The following is a 25,064-nucleotide window of genomic DNA, read 5'->3' as shown; positions in this document are numbered from 1 at the left end:
GGGGTCTTGCCAGAAAAACGTGGAATACGAACGTTAAGACTGGAAAACCCCTAATATTAGGCTTTTTCTGTACAATAACTTTATTTGTTTGAATAAGTTGAACGAAGATTAGAAATTATTCGGCTTTAAGAATGGTCAATTTAGTTATGTCCCAGCTTCTTTTTATTGATCTTCAGCTTCTTCACTATCATTGGTAAATAAACTTCCGATAAATGCAGCAATCTGTGCAAGTTTCTCTATATCTAGTTTTTCCAATATACTAAAAGATGGTTGAGGTGGTAGTAGACCAGTTCCACGTAAAACCCTGTTTAATAGTTCTTGTTGCTGTTCCATTTGACTGTATAACTGTTTCAATGTTGATTCTTGTTCTTGATCTTGATCTTGATCTTGATCTTCATTACTATTATTGCTATATAAACTTCCTATAAACGCAGCAATCTGTACAAGTTTCTCCGTATCTAGTTTTTCCAATTTACTAAAAGATGGAGGTGGTTGTAGACCTTTTCTAGTTTCCAATAACACATCATTCACTAGTTTTTGCTGCTGTTCCATTTGCTGGTATAACTGTCTTAACATTGATTCTTGTTCTTTCACCTGTTTAATTAATTTATTTAACTGTACCTCTTTATTACAATTACTACATTTACACATTCTCTTACCTCTTTCTTTTTTTATAAATTGGCTCTGTTAAACTTGGTTGTTGATTTCCGCTGCAGGCGTTCGCTTTCCGCTCCAATCAACAAGGTGCCAAAATCAACAGTGAGCTTTAACAGAGCTTTATATTAAAAACAACCTGAAATATGTGTAGAGGTAACTGGAGCAGCAATTCCTCCACTATAACTAATATTTTGTAAAACTTGTGCGTCTAGAAATTGACCTATATTTTTCACCTCTTTTCTAATGATGTCCTCTATTATATGAATGTGAGTATATTTACGTATAGACAAGTAATTTAGTTTAATAGAATTGTTTTAACCGTAAATGATTGTGCAGTAGATAAGATTGATTCATCATTGCTGATGTGTTTCATTTAGTATTAGTTGACTAGAAAAATATGAAAAGTGACCAAAGAGACAAAAAGGCATTGGCAACTGCAGCCATTCAGAAGGCATAAAGCCTGTTCAGAAACCCTAATATATCGGATTTCTGAACAGGCTTTTTTATAACGTCTCATTATGTAAACTTAAAAATCCTCAATATACTCTTTTATATCAACCCTTTATAAAAATCCTGTATAAAGTTAGTTAACAATTATTCGAAGATTATAAGTTTATCAGCATTATTTAAAACCTTATTATACTCATCATCAACATGACTAACTTCGAATGTTTCGGTTAAATCGCTTCGTTCATCTAATTCCTGTTTGATGTATTGTCATATTTTTTTTCATCCAATGACTGTCCGCATTAACATAAAACGAAAAATATGCACATATCCATTTTAAGTATTGTTCGATATTGAGAATGGAGTGATTAAAAGATGGCTAACCAACTTCAGCCAGGGCAGCAACTTCTGGCAAACCAACAGCTCACTGCAAACAATGGGCGAGCATTCTTAATTATGCAGGAAGATGGAAATTTTGTTCTCTACGAAGTACATAAGGGCAAAAATATCCCTGTTTGGGCGTCTAACACCAATGGTAGTGGTGCCGTGAAAGCAGTCATGCAGGGTGATGGCAATCTTGTCGTCTACAAGCCTAATGGCCAGGCGGTCTGGGCCTCTGGCACAGATGGGAACAGCGGAGCATACCTATCCCTTCAGGACGATGGGAACGCGGTAATCTATAGTAACCAAGGAAATGCACTCTGGGACACAGGAACATGGCGCCATAGTCGAAAGCTTGGTTTCGATCCAGCAGTGCATGGATTTTTGTTTAGAAACAAATTCGTCAATAATATAGCTAACATCCCGGGATATGGACAAGTGAAAACCCAGGGACGGTGCGGAGGAATGGCTTTTGCCGCTCTCGACTACTTTCTCAAGGGTATTCCGGTTCCAAAATACACCGGGAGCCTGTTCAACGGGGAGGTTCCGCCGGATGGTCACTGGCTTGCGGATTATCTATACAGTCGACTTATGGACAGCTTCCTTGTACCTTCCTCCATAAAGTATATTAATTGGACGGTCGCATCAGATCATTCTACCGTTTTTGGAGGAAAGGGAGTCAGTCGCTGGACAAAGGAGGAGGAATTTCCAAAGCTTCGGTCGCGCATCGACTCCGGTAAACCTGTTGTCCTCGGTATGATAGATGCAACCAACCTTGGGCAGATCGGATCAGAGAATCACCAAGTTCTAGCCTATGGATATGAGTGGCATTCGAAGGCTAACATTATGAAAGTATTCGTGTACGATAACAACACGGTAGGAAGAGAAGTCGTTTTATCCTCTGAACCAGGTAACCAACACTTTGACGCCACGAATACTGACCCATGGAGAGGCTTTTTCGTTGTCGACTACACCCAGAAGAATCCGCCTGTATTCACGACCAATCCACCGGCAGCCAATACTGTGGTTCGATACGGTCAGACCATTAAGGTAAGTCATCTCATGACAGGCCTGACTCTTCATTCGCATGCACTTAACTATGGCCATGGAGGCAGCTCAGGTCAACAGCAGATAACTTGCTTCAGAGGGGCCGATGACAATGACCTTTGGAGAATCAAGGGGCCAGATGGTACGGATGCAAACTATAAGATCAATGAAGTAGTCAAGCATGGCGATGTGATCCGGCTCGAGCACGTGCTCACAAAACGCAACCTGCACAGCCACTCGGGACACCCTTCCCCTGTCACTGGTCAGCAGGAGGTTACCTGCTTTGGCTCTGATGGCCAGGGAGACAACAACGATAACTGGCGGGTCGAGTTCGTAGGTGGCGGCCTGTGGTCAGCGCAGCGGCGAGTCCGCCTTGTCCACCAGAATACGAACCATGCCCTCCACTCCCACCTCGAGCACAGCCATGACAAATGGACTGCAGGCCAACAAGAGGTAACCGGCTTCGGTGGTCGTGACGATAATGACTGGTGGTGGCTCCTCGAAATCCGCTGAGAAGGGTAGACACGGTTATTTTATCAGGCTGTTAGTTGGGTATGAGTCCAAAATTGTACTGGACTCATACCTTTTCATTTTACCTTAGCGGAAAATGATATGGGTAACTCTTCTTCCCTTACTGATCTTTTTATCGGAACAGCTTCATATTCATTTATCTTAACATTTCCAAGGAGGATTTCTGACTTCACCTTTTTAACTTCCCACTTTTTTCAAAATCCTTATAATGGATAATTTCAGAGAGAACCTTACGTTCATCTGCTTTTTCAAACTCTACTCTGGCTTCATCCTTATTGTCATACTCAAACATTTTTATGCTGTCTTGTAAAAAAAGGGTTAAAATCCACATATCAATTCCTCCCTAGATAGTAAGATTAACTGAAGAATTTTTAAGAACGAACCACCTCAAAATCAATTAACCGTTTCTTGAATAATCTGGCTTTATTTATTAAGTATATAAAAACAGATTCGTAACGTATCTCTTTATCGATTCTCTGTTTGTTATCTCTGGGATCATTTAAAACTTCCTTCGATGAAAACATTTCTTTTTCTTATCCAATATATTTTCATCAATTATTTACCTTTATTAGCGACTATTAACCTATTCACTAAACAAATTGAATGCGATTGTAATCAACCAGCCCAGAGCAAGAGCACCCGATAAATATGTACCAATATAAAGGAAAATCTCGATCATGATTCCTCCTCATAGCGTTTTAACTTGGATTTTTTAAAAATTAATCCTAACTACCTTCAAAAAGTAGTGAGGGTACTTGCTGCTTAATGCTGATCCATAACCTACGGGGCAATCAGCGGAGGGTATTAAAGCGTTTTCAATTATTTCTATTTAGTGGATGTCAGCTCCTTTCAAATGTCATTATAACAAGTGATTTTTAAAAATATGTCGAACCATTGTACATTCACTTAATTGTAAATAGACTGTTAACTTCCCTTAATAAACCGTTATAAAAACTAATATTTGTCTTTTAGATGAAATCCTACAATTCCATTGGACTTAACCAACTGCTGGAATCACTTTCTAACTACACAATAACCCCCCCCCTACTCAACCGTAAGGAATTTCATCTCTTTGACCATCTAACACAGTAATTCCTATTTTTTTAAACTCGGCCATGTCGTAAACTAGCAAAGAGAAGTATGACTACTGTTCAAGCTCAATTCGATTTGGATTTTGAATAATAACTCAACAATAAGACCCCTTTTCATGTATAGTTAAAGTAGATTTTGCTAATAAATACAAACAGTTTTGCTTTTTTATACGAGGGGGCTATTCTATGAGAAGAAGAATTATTTTATCTACAGAGAGTGGAGCAGATTTACCAGCAGACTTAGCTGACAAGCATTCTGTGCAAGTGGTACCGATGCATGTCATTATGGATGGTCAGGATTATTTAGATGGTTCGTTACCCGTAGTGGATATTTATGACTATTATGAACGGACAAAGCAAATACCCTCTACAGCAGCAACAAATTCATACGAATATCAAGCCTTCTTTACGAAGATCAAAACGGATTTTCCTGATTGCATCATGATTCATATTGGTTATACGTCAAAGGCATCTTCTTCTTTCCAAAATGCGTTAATCGCAGCGGAAGAATTTGATAACCTTTATCTTATAGACGCTCTGAACGTTACTGGTGGTTTAGCAGCTATTGTCATGTATGCTGTATCTCTATTAGAGAAGGAACCTACGATTGATCCACTTCGATTAATAGGAAAAATTGAATCGATTGTTCCTAAATCAAGACTTGCCTTCGTTCCAGGCAGCTTAGATTTTTTAAAAGCAGGCGGACGGGTAAGTAATCTAGCTTATCTCGGTGGTGCATTGTTAAAAATAAAGCCCCGTATCGAATTAATAAATGGAAAGCTTGTTTCAACCAAAAAATATCGTGGCCAAATGAGTGACGTTTCCGAAAAACTTATACACGATTTTTTAAATCAATACGACATTAATAAAGATCAACTATATTTTCAGTACTCAATCGGACTTAATGATTCGATCAAACAGCGGATGGATGAAATTGCAAAAGAATATGGCTTCAAACATGTAATATGGATTCAAGCCGGCGCTATGATTTCTACCCATGCCGGACCTGGGGGCTTTGGAATTGCAGGTTTAGAAGTATAAAGGGACGGGGGTGGGAGCAATGATTAATCGTTTCCCCCCTGTTTATTCGTAAGCTGTCTACACGTGAAATTTTTTAGAGAACCAATTTTTTATGAAATATTATTCGACACTCTTTTTAGGGAAATAAAAAGTCAGGTAATCCACCTGACTTTTAGTGTAGGTGCCTGATCACCACCCAAAAAAATCGCTTTGATTAATATTTCTGTAACAGCGTTAAGGAAGCGGTGAATAAGTATAATGTTCTTTTCTCTCTTTTTCACCACGTATTATCAAAATACCCCGCTATAGCTGGAAAGTTTTCAATTTCCTTTCTCATGTCCCGAAACGAAATCACATCATTTCCTCTTGCAATCTCATAATCTAGCGGATATTCTTGACAGTTCAATGGGGTTTGATGAAATGTTTCGATATAGAATTGGATTGCCTTTTGCTCGCTGTGAGCAAAGATATAGACATCTTCATTATGGTCCATCTTCAGTGAGTAGATGCAAACCTTTTTAAAGCCTAATACATTGTTTTGAATTAATAACGCTACTTTCTGATCATCTGCTTGATCAAAGTCTATTTTGGATTTGTGGTCATCCAATGAGATTTTCTGCTCTACTAGTAAATGGTGGATGTAATGGGCCAATGTGGATTCTTCTAAACGTATAGCATAAAAGTAAAGATCTTTCACAATCACGTAATATCACCTCGAGATTTAGAATTTTTATTCCATTCTTAACGGGCAGTTGACCCCTACCTCAAGATACGAGAGAAGCAAAGAAGTAGCTAATGTTAACTGCCTGTTAAGATCTGATTAGACTCACTTTATCGCCTTTAGACTTTGTTCATATAGTTATTCATGGGTAAGCCTATGTTCCTTTTGTTCTTCAATCTTTCCTGTATGTTCGTTGTAATTCACTGCGATGGTTCCAACTGGACCATTTCGGTTTTTCGAGACGATGATTTCTAGCGTTCGATCCTGAGATTCCTTGTCGTAATACGCTTCTCGGTACAAGAACAAAATGAGATCGGCGTCCTGTTCCACACTGCCTGATTCCCGAATATCTGACATCATCGGCCGTTTATTAGCTCTTGATTCCACCGATCGATTTAACTGTGCCAAACAAATGACTGGACAATTAAAATCCTTTGCCATCGCTTTGATCGATTTAGATATTTCAGTTACTTGTAAATGGGAATTGCCTCCGTAAGATTCACTAGATTGGATGAGTGTTAAGTAATCGATAAAAATGATTGGTTTTTTGTGTGGAAATTGATTCATCAATTTTCGCGTTTTCGCTCTCATCTCAGCAATCGTTTGTCCAGCGCCATCGAAAATTTGCATATGAGTTTCATTGAGATATCCAATCACATCCGACCATCTATTCTTTTGACGTTCATTTAGCATTCTTTTTGGATCCCGCATTTTTGTACGGTTAAACCCCCCTGTCGAAGCAATTAATCGAGTGGTTATCGACTTTTCAGGCATTTCCAAGGAAAAGACGAGAGGCAGATACCCCGTCCAACCCGTCACTTTTGCAAAATGAAGCACGACGTCGGTTTTACCCATTGATGGTCTTGCAGCTAAAATCGTCACTTCCCCATCCTGAAATCCTCCTGTCACTTCGTCGAGGTTTTTGATACCCGTTGTTGCACTTTGCAAGATTTTTTGATCTTCCCATGGTGCCTCATAGATATCTGACAAGGCTTGTTGTAAGGACGTGTGATCATCTATCTTCATTTGGGTAATGTTATCCAATTCGGCAATGACCTTAGCAATCTCCCAATCATTGTTGGCTGCTATTGTTAAAATGTTTCGCTTTTCCCGTTCTTTCCAAAGATCAAGAATGAGCTTTTCTATGCCTTCAAATTTCTCAAGATCAGCAAACGATAACATCTCCGAAAGGTAAGACATTCCCCCTAATGAATTGAGGTCTGGCAAGGTTGTCAATGTGATTAAATCAACATTCTTACCTGCTCGGTTTAATTCCATCATTCTGCGCATTAATTCTCTATGCTGTGTACGTTCAAGTTGTTCAGGTTGAATGACGGTATCATTGAGTAGATAGTCCGCCTTCATCAAGCTACCTAAGAACGCTTTTTCAGCAATACTCATCACTCTTCACCTGCCGTTAGATCAAGTTCAAATCCACTTGGAATAGCTCTTCCAGCAGGAAATGTCTCGGTTGATTGCTTATGCTTTGGTATAGGCTTTTGGTCCTCCTGATAAGCATCAATCTCTTCAACGGTCAGTAACGATTCATTTTCCCAGTTTTTCAGAATGCCAATAACATAGTTCAGTCTTCGCTTATTATTGGCACAGGCAATCGTCATGGCTTTTACCAAAATATCTTTCGGCTGTAAAAAGCTAGAATCATCTAACCAAGATAACAACTGCTGTTTCGCATTCACATTTGAAAAACCAAATCCATTGTTGTCCCAAAACTCAATCATTTCTTTGACGTCTTTCGATTTTTGATTTTGTGATTGGTCCTCTATTTCTGGATTATTCTCTATATTTGGGTTAAAAGCTTTTTGTTGTTGTTGTTTTTCTTTTTCTTTTTCTTTTTCTTTTTCTTTTTCATTTTCTTTTTGTCCACGTATCGTATTTTGATGCATAAACGTATCGTCAACTTCATCATATTCGGTATCTGGATATGTATCATGTTCATCTTGGTCGCTAACTTCCCTCTCAAGATCTTGTTTACAAAAAGATTCATAAAGGCTCCGAATTTCATCTTTAAGAATGGTCTCCGAAACATATGAAATAAGCGAGAGATCCTCGACCTCTTTTAATTCAGAATTAATACAATCCATAACCGGTTTCCCACCTTTATGAAGGTTATCCTTCCCCCAGTTTTTAATGGCGAGTTCTCTCGTTACAGGATTATAGCGAATCAATTTGTGATGTTCGATGAATCGTTCCATTAACGAATGAACACTCTCAATCGTATAACCCAAATCAAAAGCCATTTGTTTTTTCGTAATGCGATAGATTCCAATTTGAGTCGTATGTGGATTCGTAAGTAGATAGAGGTAAAAGTATTTATCCTCCGGAGTCATCGTTTCTGAAACAATCGGATTCTTCCAAAATTCAGTACGCACCATTCGATATTTTGCCATCTTCAGCCACTTCCCTTTCTTCTTAGAAATATTCTTTTCATATTCTATATAGGGAGAAGTGCTGTTGAGAGTAGCGTATGTTACACATAAAAATTGTGAATATTTTGTGACGAAATGATTGTTTGATATCTATCACTCTCCATATTAAATTCCTCATTGATTAATGACAGGAAATCTATGGACACGATATTTTTATATGAAATATAGTTAAAGTCGTTTACTTAAATGGTTGTGAGAGGATTATGCAATCATTTGAGAAGAATGTGATAGCGGTTACTTTCTCGTTTGTTGGATAATAAGGATATCGAAATTAATACGTAGAGAGAATAAGTTAATAATCTTCGTCCAACTTTTATCTCACCTGGAGCAGTTATGATTGAAATAATGGAATCAATTACAGATATGTTGAAAGATAGATATCATTAATTTTCCAAGGAGGTCTAAAATTTGTATATTCGATTAAAAAGACTGTTTGAGATCAAGGGATATAGCTTATTGGTTATTTGTTTACTACTGGTTGGTATAGGAATTTCAATTACAATGCCGTTTCTGCCCCTCTATTTAACGGAGGATTTTGGAATAAGTGTGGGAGCCTTTGGTGTTTTAATGGCGGTAAGCTCAATAGGCGGTGTGGTGGTGAACTCACTCGTTGCTAAACATTCAGATAGCGATTTTGATCGAAAGTGGATTATTATAATCGCTACAATTTCAGCTGCTTTTGGGTATGCATCGTATTTAGTGTTTGATAACTTCTTTATTCTGCTAATTGTCGTCAGCCTTTTTAATGGTTTAGCTGCCCCAGCCATACCGCAGATCTACGCTTACGCACAGGAGTCAGCAAATGTTAGCAAATCCGATGACAAGACTTTCGCTATGTCTACATTACGTTCTCTTATCTCTCTCGGATTCCTAGTAGGACCATTGGTAGGAACACTTATTTTAGGAATTTCTGGATACGAAGGAATCTTACTTGGGGCAGTGTTTATTTATCTTACTGTTGCTTCTCTTGTATTCTTTTTTCTACAGAAACGAAAAGTAGTTAAAAACAGTAACGAGAATAGCAAAAGTTTAGGTACCTTTTCACTCAAAAGTAAGCAGATCTTACACCCGTTCATCGCCTTTATCTTTCTGTTTATGGTCAATGCTATTAACTTGATAATTACGCCGTTATTTATTGTTAATGAGCTACAGGGCTCGCATAGGGATATCGGATTGATGGTTAGTATTTGTGCTGGTTTGGAAATTCCGATTATGCTTGTCCTAGGTGCCCTTGGTAAAAAGATCTCAAACCATACACTGATTATTTATGGCTGTTCTATCGCTATAATTTATTACACCATTTTAAGTATCTCAACCCATTCCTGGCAGATTATTGTAGCACAGCTTTTGCAGGCATCGTTTGTGGCTATTGTTATGGGCAATGGTCTAAGTTATTTTAATGAACTGCTACCTAAAACACCAGGACTTGCAACAACCATATATTACAATGCAACCATTATTGGAAGGTTAGTAGGAACTCTTGGCGGTGGCGCCATCGCCCAATTTGTAGGGTTTCGTCATGTTTATTGGGTGTGCCTGATAGTTGTGATTTTCTCTTTTCTAATCTTTTGGAGAACAAGTACTAAAAGGAAAATAGAAGTAATTACAAAACAATCTCGGTCCGTATAGATTATAATTATTTAACGGTTGCTAAGGACTATTAAATAAAAAAAGAGCTCTTGGTATCCAACAAAAAAGAGACACGAACAAAGAAGATCATTAAATCTCTTAACAGTGATCTATTAATAAACGATAATAAGCCCCGGTAGCCGCCGGGGCTATAAATTTTGCAGGGTGAATACTCCACCATTCTCTATTTTATACAAATCATCTCAACTCCTTTTCTGTCTCATTTTGTATCTAATTTGCTACAATAACGAACTAATCATCTTTTTAAAACGAAACACAAAAAGGCTATCAAAAGATTTTCTTTATTTTACTCATTTATGAAAAACGCCCTTTCTTACTTCGCAATTTAAGTGGAATGCGAGATTATAATAATTCTGTATTTTCAAGTATGTTTCAATTACAACACGTATTTACAAGGTATAAAAATTCATAAATAGGGAACTTTATCACTAGGTACAGGGTCGGTCAAGATTCCAAATTCACCTTGGTTGTCACTTCCATGACCTTGTGCCGTTTTTGAGCGAAAAATGAAAAAGTAGATATTCAAGGTATCGTTATGGGTATATTTTCCATTCGGTATTTTTCTCCAAAAATCCACACCCTCATGTTATTAATTTTGAGAATTTCGGTAAAAATTAATTTAAGGCGGTGGGTATAATTATCTTTTTATTAATTTCTGTATTGATTTTTGGGTTAATTATTTACTTTATGCCCAAGAAAATGACATATTTTGAAATGTATACAACTTCGTTATTCTCAACAGTTTTACAATTAATAACTGATATTTATTTAGAATTTAAGTTCCATTTATATTGGTATTTCAGTCCTGAAGTTGATAATGAAACACTTTGGTTTGTTTTCTGGATTTATCCAGCGGTAAACATTATATTTTTAAACTTTTATCCAATAGGAACAAGTCTGTTAAGAAAGCAATTAATCTATATTCTTGGATGGAGTACATTTGCAATTGCTTATGAATGGACAGCTGTTCAAACAGGTATATTCCAATATAATGGCTGGAAATTATGGTATTCCATGCTAATATATCCACTACTCTATATACTTCTTTTCATTAATTGGTCAATTATTAAAAAGTTACACCGTTTAGCAATATAAAATTTATGTTTGCTAGGACTCCCTGCCTAGCTTTTAATATTTTCTTCCACTTCTTCATTAGGGTAATTCGCCATATATTGATTGAACACGCCCATCTTTTTTAGTCCTTTAATCACTTTAGAATTGTCGTGGATCCATCCTCCTTGTAAGCCCAAACCCAATAATGGCAAGGATTTAAGGCATCATCTAGTTTTTGGACTGAGGGGCACACTAAAAAAGGAACATCCCTTATACGAGATGTCCTTCTCATTTATTATTATCGAGCTAAAGCATTTATACTAGAACTTTCCTTCTTGCCGTGCAGTAAAAAGTAAAAAATAGAAGATGACAAGACTACAACACCTAAGATAGCATACAGGGTACTGTAGCCCGTGAATGGAATGATAAATCCAAGCAGATAAGGGCCAAACCCAAGTCCTGCGTCTAGAAATATAAAAAATGTCGACGTTGCCAGTCCCATACGATGCGAAGGAGTTAACTTAATAGCGATAGCCTGAGTGCAAGATTGCATATTACCAAATCCAAGTCCAATAAGAATACCAGATACTAATAAAGTAATGCTGTTGTGGGCTGAACTTAAAAGCAGCATTCCTGCTGTAAAGAAAATAAAGGCCGGATACATAATATAGTTTGCACCTTTCAGATCCATTAAGCGACCTGTGAATGGGCGTGAGATCAATACTGCTATTGAATATATGAGAAAAAAGAAGCTTGATGTACTTACCAGGTCAATTTCAATTGCATAGAAATTAATAAAAGAAAGGACACTAGAGTAACAGAAGGCTACAACCAAAGTAATTACTGCAATTGGAACTGCCTTTGGCTCGATAAAGTTGGAAAGTTTAGATCCTTTTATTTCAGTTGTTTTTATTGATACTTCCAATACCGGCACATACACAAAGAATGCTGTAATCAAACTAATGATCCCTAAAGCGAGGCAAACACTAAAAATCATTTGAGAACTTGTATTTTGGCTCATATATAATCCAATGAATGGACCGATTGCAGTAGCCAATGTCGCACTCATGCTGTAATAACCTATACCTTCTCCTTTTCGATTTGTCGGGATAATCTGAGCTACAATGGTTCCTGTTGCTGTGCTAGCCATACCTAGTGTAATACCATGTAAGAATCGGTTAATAAGTAGGAAGATGATCCCGTAATTTACAAAATATAAAAGTGTCATCAAAGTAAAAAGAATTAAACCAATGAATAACGTTCTCTTACGGCCAATTATTTCGATACTGCGGCCGATAAATAGCCGTCCGATTAAAGCTCCTATAATAAAAATCCCCGTTACAAGACCGGCTTGACTTGTAGAAGCATTAAATTCATTTACTGCATAAACACCCATGATTACGATTAATAGATAAAAAACTAACGTTAAGAAAAAGTTGATAGTGGAAACAATGATAAAATCCTTCGTCCACAATTTAGATTTACTCACTTTTTATTTCACTCTCTATTCATAATATTATTTTGTATTTTAGGAAGAATTTGAAAAGCAACATTTTGCTCTTCTTTAGCTATACCTTCCATAACACTATTTTCTAAATCTGTTATTTTATTTCTACATGCTTGGAAAATCTCTTCTCCTAATTCAGTTAACTGAATAATTTTTTCTCGCCTATCCTTACCAGGAATTTGCTTCACAATTTTTAATTCTTCCAAACGGTGAACCCTCCTAGTAATGGTCGGTTTTTCTACATTATATTGATTTGAGATATCTACAAGTGTCGAAGGTCCATTGTTTTTTATATAAAAAATAACTTGCCATAAAGAATAAGAAAGCTCATACGTACTCATTAGTTCATTCAAAGTAGTTATAAGTGGTCTATACAGACTTAAATAACGTTGAAAAAAACCTTCCAATTAACTTCACTCCCTTGTTTAGTGAATAATTACCTTAGATAACCATTACCTAGGGTAATTATAAACTTTATTAAAAAAAGATGTCAAGTAGATTTTCTTTAACTAAGCACTAATTGAATCACATTTAGTTTCAACTTACTTTCTTGCAAGAACAATCTAACAGCAAGGGAAATTGAATATCTTCGTGAAGCCTGTTATACACCTTTGGAAATATCTCTATTCGAGTATTATGTTTTTGACAGGATGTCGGATTGGAGATATTGACACTTGATAGGAATAACATCAATTGAGACACAGCTATGCTACAAATTTATTAAATAGTGGTGCCCCCACTGAATGAATATTATCAATTCCTACTAAGCTAAACTGCACCTTTAGGTAAAAAAAAGTGCATTACCTCTTTCTTGAAGTAATGCACCCATTAGTTGAATATGATTTTTCATCAATTAAAGTTATTTTGAAGCAAAATACGGTATGTGTTTAATCCAAAGTCCTGTCAACAACTTGTTTCGCAAACTTAGCAAAGGGTTCAATTAGGTCAGGGCTTTGGTCTATTGCCCATCTAAGTTTATCGAAAGCTCTTAACAGCAACAAAGGTCTCATACTAGCAACGTCTTTTTCCTTTAAACCATAGCTGTCTAAAAATGCTTTAAATTCCTCACTATTAGGTCCTCCACCAAGGATCTGACACTTCATTATTTCAATAATGTCTCCATGGGGAACCACACTTACTTCTGCACTTCCCCAATCTAGCAAAACTACCTGCCCTTCATTATTGACGATTGTATTCTTCAATGAGACATCCCCATGATTTAAACCAAAGCGGAAATTCTCTCTCTTCAATCCCTCGAACAGTTTTCTAATTTTTTTAGATTCAGTCTGATTGATTACTCCAAGCTCTATAAACTGATCATTCTCAGTTAGACTGTTAATATTATAATCTACATAACCTAGCCAACTACCATCTGACCCTGCATGAGGAGGGGACTGAAACACACCATGTATCGGATCAATCAAGTTTTCCCCGTATCCCTTAACTTGAATTGTTTGAATAAGTTTGGCATAAACGCCAAGTTGTCTCCAAATATCGGGCTTAGGTTTTGTACTATCTAATCCGTTCTCTCCATCTACGAAGGTTTGGATCATAAATGCTGTATCATTAGCTATACCAATAGACAAAACCTCAGGACTTGGAATACCAACTGATCGTGCTTGCTCGATACACCAATTTTCTTTAACAAAATTCGAATATGTACCTTTATCGTTCATACGGACGACGACTTTACTGTTTTCTGTCTCAGCTACGCAAACTTTATTTACGTTTCCTTTACCTAGTATTTGAAATGATTTTTTTACCCTTTCTTGCAAAAAATCCCCTGTGATTCGTTCTGCTTCCATAACAACTGATTCTTTCATTAAGTTCTCCTTAAATAAGCTATATGATTATTTACTCCAAGACATTTTTAATGTAACTATTCAATTACTTATTTAATATTTTTCTTCAATTAACCTACAAGTTAGCTAAATATGTATTACGATCTTTCGTTATTGAAGAATAACACCCTTTCGTTAAAGCATAAAACTTCACAATTCTGCCTAATGTGTATCCTTTTTATTTCCATATTCGTTGAAAAGTTACCTTATTACTTTCGTTTATTAAGAGAAATACGTCAGGATTACTAAGACTTTTCCAATCATCGAACCCAAAATCTTTGTTAAAATACATTAAAAGTAAGGACATTAAATTTCCATGTGTAACAATGACTATATTATTATTGTTTCTGCTATGGGCTTCTTCTACAACCTCAACAATTCGTTTCATCGCCTCTCGACTTGACTCTCCGCCTTCAAATTTTAGTTCTAAATCAACAAATGTACTTCTTAGTTTTTCAAACCAATCAGAAAGATTTTTGATGCTCAGATTACGTTCTGTCAATTTTCTATCAATCTCAACGTCTATATTTAATCTCTTTGCAAGTGGATATATAGAATCAATTGCACGTTTATATGGACTTGAAATAATACGGTCAATTTTAATATTTGAAAAGAACTCAGATAAATCTAAAGCTTGTTCAAGTCCTCTATCTGTAAGTTGCGCTTCAGGTGACTGTCCCTCTGCTTCACAATGCCTTATAACATAAATTTTCTTCAACATAAACCACTCCAATAATATATATAAAGATATTATGACGAATGAATTTGAATCAATGCCTCAGCGTGTTCAATGCTTTCCTTTAAATATTCTAATTTTAATGAATCTCCCTTAGAAAACTAATTTCATATGAATAGATACTATTTTTTTCGCTTTTCGTTATTATTACCTCATTATCACCTCTAAACCTTGAGCTTTTTAACACTTCAATCTTTTCATAAACAGTCTAACTATTGCACCTGCTGCAACTAAAATGACATAATTATTTCCGACCATATTTCTTATATATTTAATGTATTCTACTTAATTCCTCCTTCCCTGGTCTATTTACTTGTACTAAATGATGAATCTAATTCCCAAAAGTAATCTCCTATAGTATCAATTAGAGCTTTTGCCCTTTTTTCAAGATTTTTTGGCACATTATCTCTACTAAAATATTCAAGACTTATACTTTCTCCATCATTCATTTCAATTTTCCCACTAACATCTATAGCACGGTATAGGTTAATTACACTATATGTTTCATCCCCATTTGGATAACGAAAATAATATTGAGGACCTGAAAATACTTTTATTAATTCAAAGGTCTTAGCTTCAAGACCTGTTTCTTCTTTTAATTCACGAGAAGCAGCTTCTTCTAAGGTTTCCCTTAGTTCCATTGAACCGCCAGGAAGTCCCCAATCATAAGTATCTGAACGAAGTTGGAAGAGAACTTCCTTTTTCTCATTTACTACAAGGACAGTTGCACCAACACTAATAATAGGGTGGTTACCGATTAATTTCCTTAATTCGGATATATAGTTCATAAATTAACCTCCTAAATATCTATTAGATAAATATATATTTCTAGTTTGGATAATTAATTACCTTCCTGTACTAGCCTAAGTTTAGTCTTAAACACACTTCTAATACTTTTTAATACAATCTAATTTTCTTAAAATCTTAAAAAGCACATTTCAAATTATGAAATGCGCCTGATCGTAGAATATCATCATTTAACAAACTGGTATGTCAACACTAAATCAAACAAGTTTTTTAAGGGCAAAGTTTCGATAAGCCACCGGACTTAAGTAGTCAAGTGTGCTGTGCGATCGGATATTATTGTACCAATTAACATAATCGAAAAGTTCAAGAGCGAGTTGTTCAAGGGTGCTAAACTGCGTTCCGTTAATTAATTCTGTTTTTAGTATCTTAAATGTCGCTTCTGCCACTGCATTATCATAAGGATTTCCTTTATTGCTCAGAGAGCGTTTAATCTGATATTCACTCAATAATTCATCAATATCAACGTTCTTAAATTCAGATCCACAATCTGATGAAATATCTTCACATTTCCTAAAGGACGTTTGACCGATGCGAAGGTACACTGAACCAGAGCTGCGTCTTTGTGCTTTCCAGCACCGTAACCAACTATTTCTCTATTATATAAATCTATTAAAAAACAGACGTAGTTACAATGCTTACCTACTTTGACATAAATCAAGTCACTGACCAATACAGACATCTCTTCGTCTACTTGAAATTCTCGATGTAACACATTTTCGAATGGATTCTTCATTTGGTGGTGAGGTCATTGGCTTGTAGGACGCTTGTGCATTTCCATCAAAGATAGATCCTCCATCTTCACTAAAAAAATAAACTTTTCAAAAATTGTTTACAAGAACTGAAATATTATTTTCATGTCCAATTTCACTATAGCTTTTAATCGATGTGCCGCTAAGTAAATTTATGGATCAGCTTGTTTGCAAAACTTGCTGCAAATATTAATCTTTAAATTACATTCATTTTTCGAATTAAACTCTTTAAATATCTTGAACAGACCATCCTTCTTCTTCTACTAATAATGAGTAGAAAGGTTCATCAAGTTCAAGTCCAAAACCTGGTTTCTTAGGAACTTCAACATAGCCATTATTGATTACGTAATCAGATCCATCTAACCCTTCAATTTTCACTTCATCCCACTCTATAAACAAAAACCCTTTAATGAGAGGTGCCAGGTGCCCTAAAGCAAAGTTTCCATACACACATCCATAGTTGTGAGGAGCTGTCTTTACATTTGCTTCGTCAAGATCTTTACCGAGATATTTCCATTTATGGAATCCAAAATGTAGAATATCATATTGAATAGCATCAATTTTACCCTCTTTGGCCCAATCAACGATTTGAGGAGCAGCATTTCCCTCACCGTCGGTAACCATTACATTTAAACCTTCTTTTTTAATCCAGTACTTCAAGTTGTTAAGAAATTCAGGATCTTCATGGAATGGTTCTTCTATCCAATAAATGTTAGAATCTGCCGTTTTTGAAAGAACTTCTTTTGTTATATTTAAGTTGTATCCATTGTTAGCATCAATCATTATCTTTGCATCTGGTCCGATTACTTCTCGGACCCCTTTTATTATTGATATGTCACGATTTGTACCCTTGATTAGAGGCATGTGCATAGCTCCACGCCCAACTTTAATTTTGAAAGCTCTGTGACCTAACGCCCAACCAGCCAAAGCTTCTGATTTAATAAGTTCAACTGCATCACTATCATTTTCTAAATGGAGATCATCGAAATATAACGAAGTATCATAGCATGGAATACTAATTTTTTCATCTGTATTGCCTAACAGAAGTTCATAAACAGGCTTTCCTTGCTCATTTCCAAGCCAATCTAACAATGGGAACTCTATATCATAGTAATGCTCGCTCACTTCACCATTACTTCTAAATAATTCTTTGACTGTCGTTCCTAATAGTTCTTTACCTCTATTTTCTTTTATTCGAGACCAACCAAAACCTTGTTTGCCATCAATTGTGACACGCACTAAATCTAGTGGAACGTTATCACCGTGTACTCCAAGCCTAGCGTTACTACCCGCAGCTCGATTTCTTTTTCCTGGTAATTTACACCACTCAATCTTTTCAATTTTTTTGTTGAAATATTTGATAAGTCCATTAATTTATCCCCTTTCTACACTAAGAGACTGTTGAAAAGTCTACAATACAATCTCTTGCCCACATGCACTGACTCTCACTCCGGATGCATCACAGTAAAGAACATTAACTTCGACTTCATATTTACCTGTTTCTCGATTTTTTTCTGCTCATATGTCCCCCATGCTATCCCTGTACTCCAAAAACATTAAAATTCATCTTTATTGATGACAGTGCTAAATTTCATTTGCTTTTTTTTACTATGTAATCGCACTTTTTACATGATCTTTTGGCAAAAGGTACCCTAGACTATAAAAATGTGCTAATTGTTGACCAAACAATTGATATCGGAAAGACACCCTTGTCCATGTTGATATTTATACTTATTTACATCATCTAACTTTTGTTCGTAATAGCTTTGATTCCCAAGAATTTTGTCTACTTGATTAAAGCTTTTTTCAAAAATCTTCTGGTAAAGAGATGCCGAATGTTCCTCTCCCAGATACAAGGCCATTTCAGCTGCCGCCTTTACAGCACCTAAAATAAGTATAGTAGTTAAAGGATTTGGACCATATAATTCGATGTCATACGTAACATGTTGTTCACTATCAACAAAATCATCATCGGTATCCCATTTAAGAAACACATAGTTCAAAGTTTTCTTTACTGATGGCCATAGTTCGTGTAAAAATTCGCTGCTTCCAGTTAATTTCATTATCTATAAACTCGCGTAATCGTTCCCATTTGTCCATCTGCTGCTACATGAACACTCCATGATCCTTTAAACTGTTTAAATGATCGAAAATTCATTTTCCCATCTTCTTCTACCTCGTTTAAATATTCTTTTTTCCTCATCGATTGTTCCAGTGTTGGGAAAATGAAAGCTAAAGTTTGATCACCAACCCCATTTGCCAAAGGAATAAAACCATCTAACCAGTAAGGAACACGTTCCCACCCCTCTTTATCACCGCCAACCCATTTACTTTCTTTAATATCCGGCCAAAATTTATCAAGGTTTCCACTTAGTCCTTCTGCCTGTATTTGTAGTTGGCGTAAAAGCCATCCTATAGGCTTTATTTCATTTGTGGTAAAAGGTTTCAATGATAATTCGGAAAGATTCTCTCCTATCATTATTAATCACTCCTGATTTTTATGTGGATGAATCATCTGTCATTGGCTTTATCTTTCATTCCTTGGAACGATTAACAGCAAATGCAAAATCCTTTTCAATTGCAGCTTTTTGGCTATTAATCTTTCGAATGAGGCTTGGATCAAATTTTGCTTTTCTTTGATATGTATACAATCCATTGACCTCTTGTTCAACATCATAAAGCTGGGTATAACAGAATGCACAAATAGAAGGGTTATTCAACAAGGTTACTGTTAACCCTTGATATCTTTCAATGAATTCATGTTCTGATTGAGGCTTTTCGCCGTACCCCCAACCATCCTTTTCGTCAGGGTTCCACCATATTCCTCCATATTCACTTACAAAATAAGGTTGATTTTCATATTGCTGACGATCCTCAAATGTCACATAAACATTCCCACCTTTACTCATCTCTTCAAACTTTGCTGAAAACTTTTCTACATTCTGTTCATAATCATGAATATCGAATACATCGGTTATGACATGGAAATTACCACTCGTATCAATGACTGGGCGTGTTGGATCTAACCGTTTTGTCACTTCATACGTTATACGGAGCACCTGATCATTTTGGCGGGTTCCATTTCGATCCCATGTTTCATTAAATGGACACCAGCCTATTAGTGCAGGGCTATTAAAGTCTCGTTCGATTGATTCCATCCACTCAGGTAAAAACTGTTCTAGTCCTTTAGATCCCGTTATATCCAGTCCCCAGTTTCCGTGCTCTCCCCATACGAGATAGCCTAGCTGATCAGCCCAATAAAGATATCGCGGCTCAAAGATTTTTTCATGCATGCGAGCGCCATTAAACCCCATATCCATTGATATTTTGATGTCTTTTTTTAAGTGCTCATCCGTCGGTGCTGTGTACACTCCATCAGGAAAGAAGCCTTGATCCAAAACCAATCGTTGAAAAATCGGCTTATCATTTATAAGGATCACTTTGTTTTTGATTGAAACAGACCTTACCCCGAAATAACTTTCCACGCGATCGATCACATTTTCTTCCTTTTTAAGAGTAATTGTTACATCGTATAAATTGGGCTGTCCAGGTTCCCAAAGATGGACTTCAGATAGATGAAGGAAGGATTGAACACTTTGTCCTGCAACTATAGCTGTTTCTTCGGCAACGATTTTCCCATTAAATGTTGCTTCAAGATCAATTGTTACATCCCTGTCATATTGATTTAGGTACAACTCAACAGCTACACTCCCATCCTTCGGATTCGTCTTAAATTTCGCGTGTGTAACATATGTAGATGAAACAGATTCCATCCAGACGGTCTGCCAAATTCCTGTTGTTCTCGTATAATCACAACCAGCTGAATAATACCCTTCACTTTGCTTCCCTCGGGGCTGTAGTCCGGAGCGATTGTCATCCTCTACATAAACCACGATCGTTGCTTCCTCACCATCTAGTAAATCTGTGATATCAAAAGAGAAAGGAGTATAGCCGCCCTTATGCTCACCGGCCTTTTTCCCATTTACCCAAACATGTGCATGGTAGTCAACGGCTCCAAAATGCAAGATTGTTCGCTGTTCTAGCCAACCCTTTGGCACTCGGACGCTTCTCTTATACCAGACGGCAGCCATAAAATCGGTATAACCAATCCCTGAAAGCTTGCTCTCTGGACAAAAAGGCACTTGAATCTTTTCATTAAAAGAACCATGTTTATATAGTTCACGTTCAATTCCACTCTTTCCATGATCAAATGCAAATTGCCATTCTCCATTTAGATTTAACCATGTATTCCTTACAAACTGCGGTCGCGGATATTCATTTCGATAACTCATACATACCTCCATACATTGCTATTTTAATTGAACATTTATACAATTATGAGCCTTCTATAAAGTACGCTTTTTTGATTTTTTCAATCCCAAGGGACGCCACTTCTATTGGCGTTTGATTTCCGAAGTCTTCAATAAACAACTCCAATGATAAATAGCCACGATAACCAATTTGATTTAAGAGATTTGCAAGCTTTTTATTTGGTGCAATCCCATCACCTGGGAACACACGATCATGGTCAGCAATATGTTCCCTAGGTGGAGAAAATGGATAATCATTGACATGGACGATCCCTATGTTTTTTGGATTCAAATAGGACACATTTTCAATACTGCTTCCCCCTGTATACATATGGAAAGGATCTAATAATATTTTGACATCTTTAATTCCACTTTCCATGGCTACAAAAACGGCTTCATTCAATTTGGAGAGTCTCTGCGATTTCCCCCAAAATTCAAGGTATGGTTCAACTCCAATACCTCGTGCCAGATTCGTTAATTGAGAAAAATGGCTCGCCATCGTCTCTAATGTAACACCCTCTACATTTCCACTCGGTGGAGCTGCGACAGCATGGCATCCGAGTTCCTTTAGTAATGAAATCTCTCTTTCAGCTTGACCCAGCCCCTCTTTACGAATTCGCTCATCAGCATCAGACCACTTAAAAAATGTAATGGCATTTACAACTGAAATACCGCGATCTTCTATAAAAGTTCTTAGTTCTCTGATTGAACCTCCAGTTTTAAGATATTGATCAATATCTTTAACCCATAGTTCTATGCCATCGTAACCTGCTTCAGCAGCCACAGTTACCTGTTCTTTAACATCCAATCTAAATGGAAACAAAGTTGACGTATTCAATGCTAGTTTAAAATGAACCATCGATTATACTCTCCTTCCAAATAACACTATTATTGCTATCAAATTACTTCCAAAGTTCTCTTTTCCAAATGACTCTGTATTGCCATTTCGATCAAGTAGATAGCTAAACGAGCTTCTTCTGGCTTGACCGCAAGTTCATTATGATCCACAATATGTTCATAAATATTTTGATAGAATGATTGGTAAGATCCTGGAATCGTTTCAATACGACCTTCAATATGTAGCTTATTAACATTCGTATTTAGTTTCCCCCACCATTCCTTTGGTTCATTTCCCCACCCCGGAGAATCAGGAGTTAGTCCCTTTTTTAATAATTCCTCTTGTGGATCTATTCCGTACTTAACAAAAGATCCTTTTGTTCCATGAAGCGAATACCGCGGACCAGGTTCACGAGCAAGCAAAGAAGATTTCAACCTTAGACTTAATCCGTTTTTATAACCTAACGTAACATCGAAATAATCATCTGCTTGGGTATTTGGCCGCAACGTGCGAATTTCGGCCCGAATCGTATTTGGCTTGCCAAACAGACAAAGGGCTTGATCAAGAAAATGGACACCTAAATCATAAAGCTGACCTGACCCAATGGAACTGCTTTCTCTCCAGTTTGTGTTCGCCATTGGACTAAACCTATCCCAACGGAATTCAACATCGTAAATCTGGCCTAGTATGTTTTCTTTTATCAGATGTTGAATGGTCAGGAAATCGCCATCCCATCTACGATTATGAAATACACTAAGCACCTTGTTCATTTTTCTCGCTAAGGCAATTAATTGATCTGCTTCAGCAGTCGTTGTAGTAAATGGCTTCTCAACAACGACATGCTTACCTGCTAACAATGCATCTTTAACAAATGTAAAGTGGTCAGTACTTGGGGTCGTGACAACAATCAGATCTATCTCTTTATCTTGATATAGATCCCGAATATTATTAACGAATTCCACCGAAGGATAGCGTTCCTTATCACTTTTCCCGTTTCTCTGGACGATTTTCCTTAATTCCAAATTAGGAATCGCAGATATAACTGGAGCATGAAACGTCCTAGCTGCGAAACCATAGCCGATCATACCGATACGGACCTTTTTGTTCATATCATTCTCCTTTTTCATGAATATACAGAAGTAAATGTTCATTCTTAAAAGACAAGCCGATACAAAAATCTAAAAGTGTTAACAAATCGATGTATCGGCTTCATAAAAGCTTTATCAATCTATGAAACTATTTAAAGTACCTTCTTAAATGTTCATTCGCTTTTACGATCCCTTTTCTTTCCGCTTCTAAAGATCCCCAATACCTATGATCTTCTAACTCGATACTGATCGCCCCGTGATAGCCGAGACGTTCTAATCGAACAGCCACCTTTCCCCAGTCTACCTCACCATGTCCGGGAATCGTATAGCGCCAAGAGCCTTCAGAAAATCCATACTTTTCGCCAAAGGTAGTCTGAATAACGCCGCATTCATATAGCTCATCATGAAGAATTTCGGTGTCCTTTCCATGACAGTGATTAATTCTTTCACCGAATTCATTTAGAACTCTCACATAATCAATCCCTAAACGTACGAGATGTGAGGGATCGTAGGTCATACCGAAATGTTTTGATGGTATCGCATCAAACATAGCTCTCAACATTTCAGGTGTACAACCGATTGTTGGATAATGCGGTGCTGGACCAGGCCAGCCTTCAATAGCAATATAGATTCCAGTTTGCTCAGCATGCTTTACAATATCAGGAAATGTTTCTTTCCAAATAGCAAACCCTTCCTTACGTGGCATTGTATGATCCTCAGGTACTAGACACATGAATAACACGCGTCCTCCTAATTGGGATATTTCTGTTATCTGCATTTTTAACGCTTCTACAGCATTTGCTTGCCTTTTCTCATCTCGACTTAATAGACGAGCCCCGCTTCCTGCATCGACAGAACCGATTTCAATACCAGCTTTTTGACATGCATTCTTTACTTCAGGTGTTAAACGCGGGACATCTAGTGTATTTAATCCAACCTGAGCAGCCCATGACGCTACCTTTTCAATTCCTTCTGCACCAATTTTAGGTGGTATGCGCATTCCGATATTAAAAATCATTGCGGTAGTTCCTCCTCTTTTTAAATTCATTGCTTAGTAGGGTTTATAGCCTGCAGCTTCATAAACCATTTCTGAAAGATTGACCACTTTTAATGCAAATTCCCCCGGTACTTTTACTTCGTGTTTTCCTAGTATTGCATCGATAAAGCTTTTATCTTGATTGGTTGTTTGTATTGGTAATTCTGGAACGATCGGCTCCTGACTTGAAAGATGCAACGTGATCTTGCCATTGTCATAGAAAATCCCACCATTCTCACCGCAAAATGCATAGGTTTCATGCCATATTGGAGCACTTCCTACGAGGTTCAATCCAGCCACTGCCCCTTCCTCAAAGCGAATAGAGGTAAACGTATCTATTTCTACTGGAGCTCCCTGGTTAGAAACTTGAGATTTCACTTCTACTGGTGTTAATCCTGATGTCCATAGCAGAACATCAATAATATGGCTACCTGAGTCCATCAAAAAACCACCACCTGATAAATTCGGGACTTGTCGCCATGAAATGTTCTGTCTCTGGCCTCTCCACCATTGCTGATATAACGACGCAGTGATTGAAGTTAGTTTCCCTATTTCTCCATTTGCAATCGCATCACGGATATAAATAAATTCAGGCTGAAAGTGACGCTGATAGGATACTTGCATGACCTTACCCGATTGTTTAGCGCTTTCAATTAATTCCTTGGCCTCTGTTGATGAACACGTCATCGGCTTCTCAATTAAGACGTGAAGTCCTTTATTCAGGACATCTGTTGCTTGTTGAAAATGCAAGGTATGCGGAGAACATATGACAACTGCATCAAGATTCGCTTGCTCCAGCATGTCGTGATACTCAGAAAATTGTCTCGTATTCAGAAGCCCATATTTTGTAATAAATCGTTCCCTAGCATCAGGACTTACATCTGTGATTGCACTTATTTCCACGTTTTCTAGTTCCAATAACTGCCCAGCATGAAGGTGGGCTATACCACCCGTTCCGATAAATCCAATACGAATTTTACTCATCGATTACTCTCTCCCTTGTCATTAATTTAAATCAACTTCTTGTCATCCACCTATTAAAGAGTCGTGTTTTTTTAAAAGAGGATTGATACAAGAGTTGTCCTTTTTGATAGTATGCAAAGCTTT

The 25,064-nt window shown here is 36.9% G+C and carries 23 protein-coding genes; 4 read left to right on the top strand and 19 right to left on the bottom strand.

Translation table 11 applies throughout. The features are described 5' to 3' along the window. Nucleotides 1-162: 162 nt before the first annotated feature. Complete coding sequence (locus WCV66_RS16680) at nucleotides 163-651, bottom strand: hypothetical protein (protein ID WP_338786164.1); 489 nt, start codon at nucleotides 649-651, stop codon at nucleotides 163-165. Between the two features lie 828 nt (nucleotides 652-1,479). Between WCV66_RS16680 and WCV66_RS16675 the strand changes: the two genes are divergently transcribed. After that, a complete protein-coding gene (locus WCV66_RS16675; protein WP_338786163.1) occupies nucleotides 1,480-3,045 on the top strand; it encodes an MIR domain-containing protein in 1,566 nt (521 codons plus the stop codon). A 187-nt stretch (nucleotides 3,046-3,232) separates the two neighbouring features. On the opposite strand, the gene WCV66_RS16670 is transcribed toward WCV66_RS16675, so the two are convergent. Continuing rightward, the gene (locus WCV66_RS16670) at nucleotides 3,233-3,394 is read right to left on the bottom strand and encodes a hypothetical protein (protein ID WP_338786162.1); all 162 of its coding nucleotides are present in this window, start codon (nucleotides 3,392-3,394) and stop codon (nucleotides 3,233-3,235) included. Between the two features lie 946 nt (nucleotides 3,395-4,340). On the opposite strand from WCV66_RS16670, the gene WCV66_RS16665 reads away from it, so the two are divergent. Next, nucleotides 4,341-5,195: a DegV family protein gene (locus WCV66_RS16665; RefSeq protein ID WP_338786161.1), complete on the top strand. Its 855-nt coding sequence runs from the start codon at nucleotides 4,341-4,343 to the stop codon at nucleotides 5,193-5,195. Nucleotides 5,196-5,451: 256 nt separating this feature from the next. Here the strand turns inward: WCV66_RS16665 and WCV66_RS16660 are convergent, their stop codons facing one another. From WCV66_RS16660 to WCV66_RS16650, 3 genes are all read right to left on the bottom strand, one after another. Then, complete coding sequence (locus WCV66_RS16660) at nucleotides 5,452-5,877, bottom strand: hypothetical protein (protein ID WP_338786160.1); 426 nt, start codon at nucleotides 5,875-5,877, stop codon at nucleotides 5,452-5,454. A gap of 156 nt (nucleotides 5,878-6,033) precedes the next feature. Next, on the bottom strand, nucleotides 6,034-7,296 hold the full coding sequence (locus WCV66_RS16655; protein ID WP_338786159.1) for a replicative DNA helicase: 1,263 nt from the start codon (nucleotides 7,294-7,296) through the stop codon (nucleotides 6,034-6,036). Continuing rightward, nucleotides 7,296-8,303 carry a DnaD domain protein gene (locus WCV66_RS16650; protein ID WP_338786158.1) on the bottom strand — a complete coding sequence of 336 codons (1,008 nt, stop codon included), beginning with the start codon at nucleotides 8,301-8,303 and terminating at the stop codon, nucleotides 7,296-7,298. Before WCV66_RS16650 ends, WCV66_RS16655 begins: the two co-directional genes overlap by 1 nt. Before the next feature lie 447 nt (nucleotides 8,304-8,750). On the opposite strand from WCV66_RS16650, the gene WCV66_RS16645 reads away from it, so the two are divergent. Beyond that, on the top strand, nucleotides 8,751-9,971 hold the full coding sequence (locus WCV66_RS16645) for a sugar efflux transporter (protein WP_338786157.1): 1,221 nt from the start codon (nucleotides 8,751-8,753) through the stop codon (nucleotides 9,969-9,971). 708 nt (nucleotides 9,972-10,679) lie between these two features. Then, nucleotides 10,680-11,087, top strand: a complete 408-nt coding sequence (locus tag WCV66_RS16640; protein WP_185653376.1) for a CBO0543 family protein — start codon at nucleotides 10,680-10,682, stop codon at nucleotides 11,085-11,087. 256 nt (nucleotides 11,088-11,343) lie between these two features. Here WCV66_RS16640 and WCV66_RS16635 read toward each other — a convergent pair whose 3' ends face one another. The 14 genes from WCV66_RS16635 to WCV66_RS16575 form a co-directional block, all read right to left on the bottom strand. Beyond that, the gene (locus tag WCV66_RS16635; protein ID WP_338786156.1) at nucleotides 11,344-12,534 is read right to left on the bottom strand and encodes an MFS transporter; all 1,191 of its coding nucleotides are present in this window, start codon (nucleotides 12,532-12,534) and stop codon (nucleotides 11,344-11,346) included. A gap of 8 nt (nucleotides 12,535-12,542) precedes the next feature. Further along, nucleotides 12,543-12,959, bottom strand: a complete 417-nt coding sequence (locus WCV66_RS16630; protein ID WP_338786155.1) for a MarR family winged helix-turn-helix transcriptional regulator — start codon at nucleotides 12,957-12,959, stop codon at nucleotides 12,543-12,545. 480 nt (nucleotides 12,960-13,439) lie between these two features. After that, entirely contained in the window at nucleotides 13,440-14,375 is a 936-nt protein-coding gene (locus tag WCV66_RS16625; RefSeq protein ID WP_338786154.1) for a phosphotransferase, read from the bottom strand. A gap of 196 nt (nucleotides 14,376-14,571) precedes the next feature. Continuing rightward, nucleotides 14,572-15,114: a histidine phosphatase family protein gene (locus tag WCV66_RS16620; protein WP_338786153.1), complete on the bottom strand. Its 543-nt coding sequence runs from the start codon at nucleotides 15,112-15,114 to the stop codon at nucleotides 14,572-14,574. 320 nt (nucleotides 15,115-15,434) lie between these two features. Next, nucleotides 15,435-15,917, bottom strand: coding sequence for an NUDIX hydrolase (locus tag WCV66_RS16615; RefSeq protein ID WP_338786152.1), 483 nt, complete (start codon nucleotides 15,915-15,917; stop codon nucleotides 15,435-15,437). A gap of 216 nt (nucleotides 15,918-16,133) precedes the next feature. After that, entirely contained in the window at nucleotides 16,134-16,322 is a 189-nt protein-coding gene (locus WCV66_RS26850; protein WP_413789676.1) for an IS3 family transposase, read from the bottom strand. Between the two features lie 591 nt (nucleotides 16,323-16,913). Then, nucleotides 16,914-17,924: an enolase C-terminal domain-like protein gene (locus tag WCV66_RS16610; protein ID WP_338786151.1), complete on the bottom strand. Its 1,011-nt coding sequence runs from the start codon at nucleotides 17,922-17,924 to the stop codon at nucleotides 16,914-16,916. A gap of 431 nt (nucleotides 17,925-18,355) precedes the next feature. Next, nucleotides 18,356-18,748, bottom strand: coding sequence for a GH116 family glycosyl hydrolase (locus tag WCV66_RS16605; protein WP_338786150.1), 393 nt, complete (start codon nucleotides 18,746-18,748; stop codon nucleotides 18,356-18,358). Next, on the bottom strand, nucleotides 18,748-19,164 hold the full coding sequence (locus WCV66_RS16600) for a hypothetical protein (RefSeq protein WP_338786149.1): 417 nt from the start codon (nucleotides 19,162-19,164) through the stop codon (nucleotides 18,748-18,750). Before WCV66_RS16600 ends, WCV66_RS16605 begins: the two co-directional genes overlap by 1 nt. A gap of 55 nt (nucleotides 19,165-19,219) precedes the next feature. Beyond that, nucleotides 19,220-20,977, bottom strand: coding sequence for a glycoside hydrolase family 2 protein (locus WCV66_RS16595; RefSeq protein ID WP_338786148.1), 1,758 nt, complete (start codon nucleotides 20,975-20,977; stop codon nucleotides 19,220-19,222). Between the two features lie 43 nt (nucleotides 20,978-21,020). Continuing rightward, a complete protein-coding gene (locus tag WCV66_RS16590; RefSeq protein WP_185653381.1) occupies nucleotides 21,021-21,854 on the bottom strand; it encodes a sugar phosphate isomerase/epimerase family protein in 834 nt (277 codons plus the stop codon). A 38-nt stretch (nucleotides 21,855-21,892) separates the two neighbouring features. Then, nucleotides 21,893-22,942, bottom strand: a complete 1,050-nt coding sequence (locus WCV66_RS16585) for an oxidoreductase (RefSeq protein WP_066333009.1) — start codon at nucleotides 22,940-22,942, stop codon at nucleotides 21,893-21,895. Nucleotides 22,943-23,069: 127 nt separating this feature from the next. After that, nucleotides 23,070-23,939 (bottom strand): sugar phosphate isomerase/epimerase, encoded by an 870-nt coding sequence (locus tag WCV66_RS16580; RefSeq protein WP_338786147.1) that lies wholly within the window; start codon nucleotides 23,937-23,939, stop codon nucleotides 23,070-23,072. Nucleotides 23,940-23,972: 33 nt separating this feature from the next. Then, a complete protein-coding gene (locus WCV66_RS16575; protein ID WP_338786146.1) occupies nucleotides 23,973-24,941 on the bottom strand; it encodes a Gfo/Idh/MocA family oxidoreductase in 969 nt (322 codons plus the stop codon). Nucleotides 24,942-25,064: the final 123 nt, after the last annotated feature.

Source organism: Metabacillus rhizosphaerae (assembly GCF_037201795.1).
Taxonomy (GTDB): domain Bacteria; phylum Bacillota; class Bacilli; order Bacillales; family Bacillaceae; genus Metabacillus; species Metabacillus rhizosphaerae.
This window is presented reverse-complemented; position numbering and strand designations above follow the sequence as displayed.

Bases quoted from the DNA above. Each gene is read 5' to 3' on its own strand.
- WCV66_RS16600 (WP_338786149.1), bottom strand. From the start codon at position 19,164: ATGATAGGAGAGAATCTTTCCGAATTATCATTGAAACCTTTTACCACA.
- WCV66_RS16590 (WP_185653381.1), bottom strand. From the start codon at position 21,854: ATGGTTCATTTTAAACTAGCATTGAATACGTCAACTTTGTTTCCATTT.
- WCV66_RS16670 (WP_338786162.1), bottom strand. From the start codon at position 3,394: ATGTGGATTTTAACCCTTTTTTTACAAGACAGCATAAAAATGTTTGAG.
- WCV66_RS16575 (WP_338786146.1), bottom strand. From the start codon at position 24,941: ATGAGTAAAATTCGTATTGGATTTATCGGAACGGGTGGTATAGCCCAC.
- WCV66_RS16605 (WP_338786150.1), bottom strand. From the start codon at position 18,748: ATGAAATTAACTGGAAGCAGCGAATTTTTACACGAACTATGGCCATCA.
- WCV66_RS16665 (WP_338786161.1), top strand. From the start codon at position 4,341: ATGAGAAGAAGAATTATTTTATCTACAGAGAGTGGAGCAGATTTACCA.
- WCV66_RS16680 (WP_338786164.1), bottom strand. From the start codon at position 651: ATGTGTAAATGTAGTAATTGTAATAAAGAGGTACAGTTAAATAAATTA.
- WCV66_RS16675 (WP_338786163.1), top strand. From the start codon at position 1,480: ATGGCTAACCAACTTCAGCCAGGGCAGCAACTTCTGGCAAACCAACAG.
- WCV66_RS16620 (WP_338786153.1), bottom strand. From the start codon at position 15,114: ATGTTGAAGAAAATTTATGTTATAAGGCATTGTGAAGCAGAGGGACAG.
- WCV66_RS16650 (WP_338786158.1), bottom strand. From the start codon at position 8,303: ATGGCAAAATATCGAATGGTGCGTACTGAATTTTGGAAGAATCCGATT.
- WCV66_RS16595 (WP_338786148.1), bottom strand. From the start codon at position 20,977: ATGAGTTATCGAAATGAATATCCGCGACCGCAGTTTGTAAGGAATACA.
- WCV66_RS16640 (WP_185653376.1), top strand. From the start codon at position 10,680: ATGCCCAAGAAAATGACATATTTTGAAATGTATACAACTTCGTTATTC.
- WCV66_RS16625 (WP_338786154.1), bottom strand. From the start codon at position 14,375: ATGAAAGAATCAGTTGTTATGGAAGCAGAACGAATCACAGGGGATTTT.
- WCV66_RS16655 (WP_338786159.1), bottom strand. From the start codon at position 7,296: ATGAGTATTGCTGAAAAAGCGTTCTTAGGTAGCTTGATGAAGGCGGAC.
- WCV66_RS16585 (WP_066333009.1), bottom strand. From the start codon at position 22,942: ATGAACAAAAAGGTCCGTATCGGTATGATCGGCTATGGTTTCGCAGCT.
- WCV66_RS16615 (WP_338786152.1), bottom strand. From the start codon at position 15,917: ATGAACTATATATCCGAATTAAGGAAATTAATCGGTAACCACCCTATT.
- WCV66_RS16580 (WP_338786147.1), bottom strand. From the start codon at position 23,939: ATGATTTTTAATATCGGAATGCGCATACCACCTAAAATTGGTGCAGAA.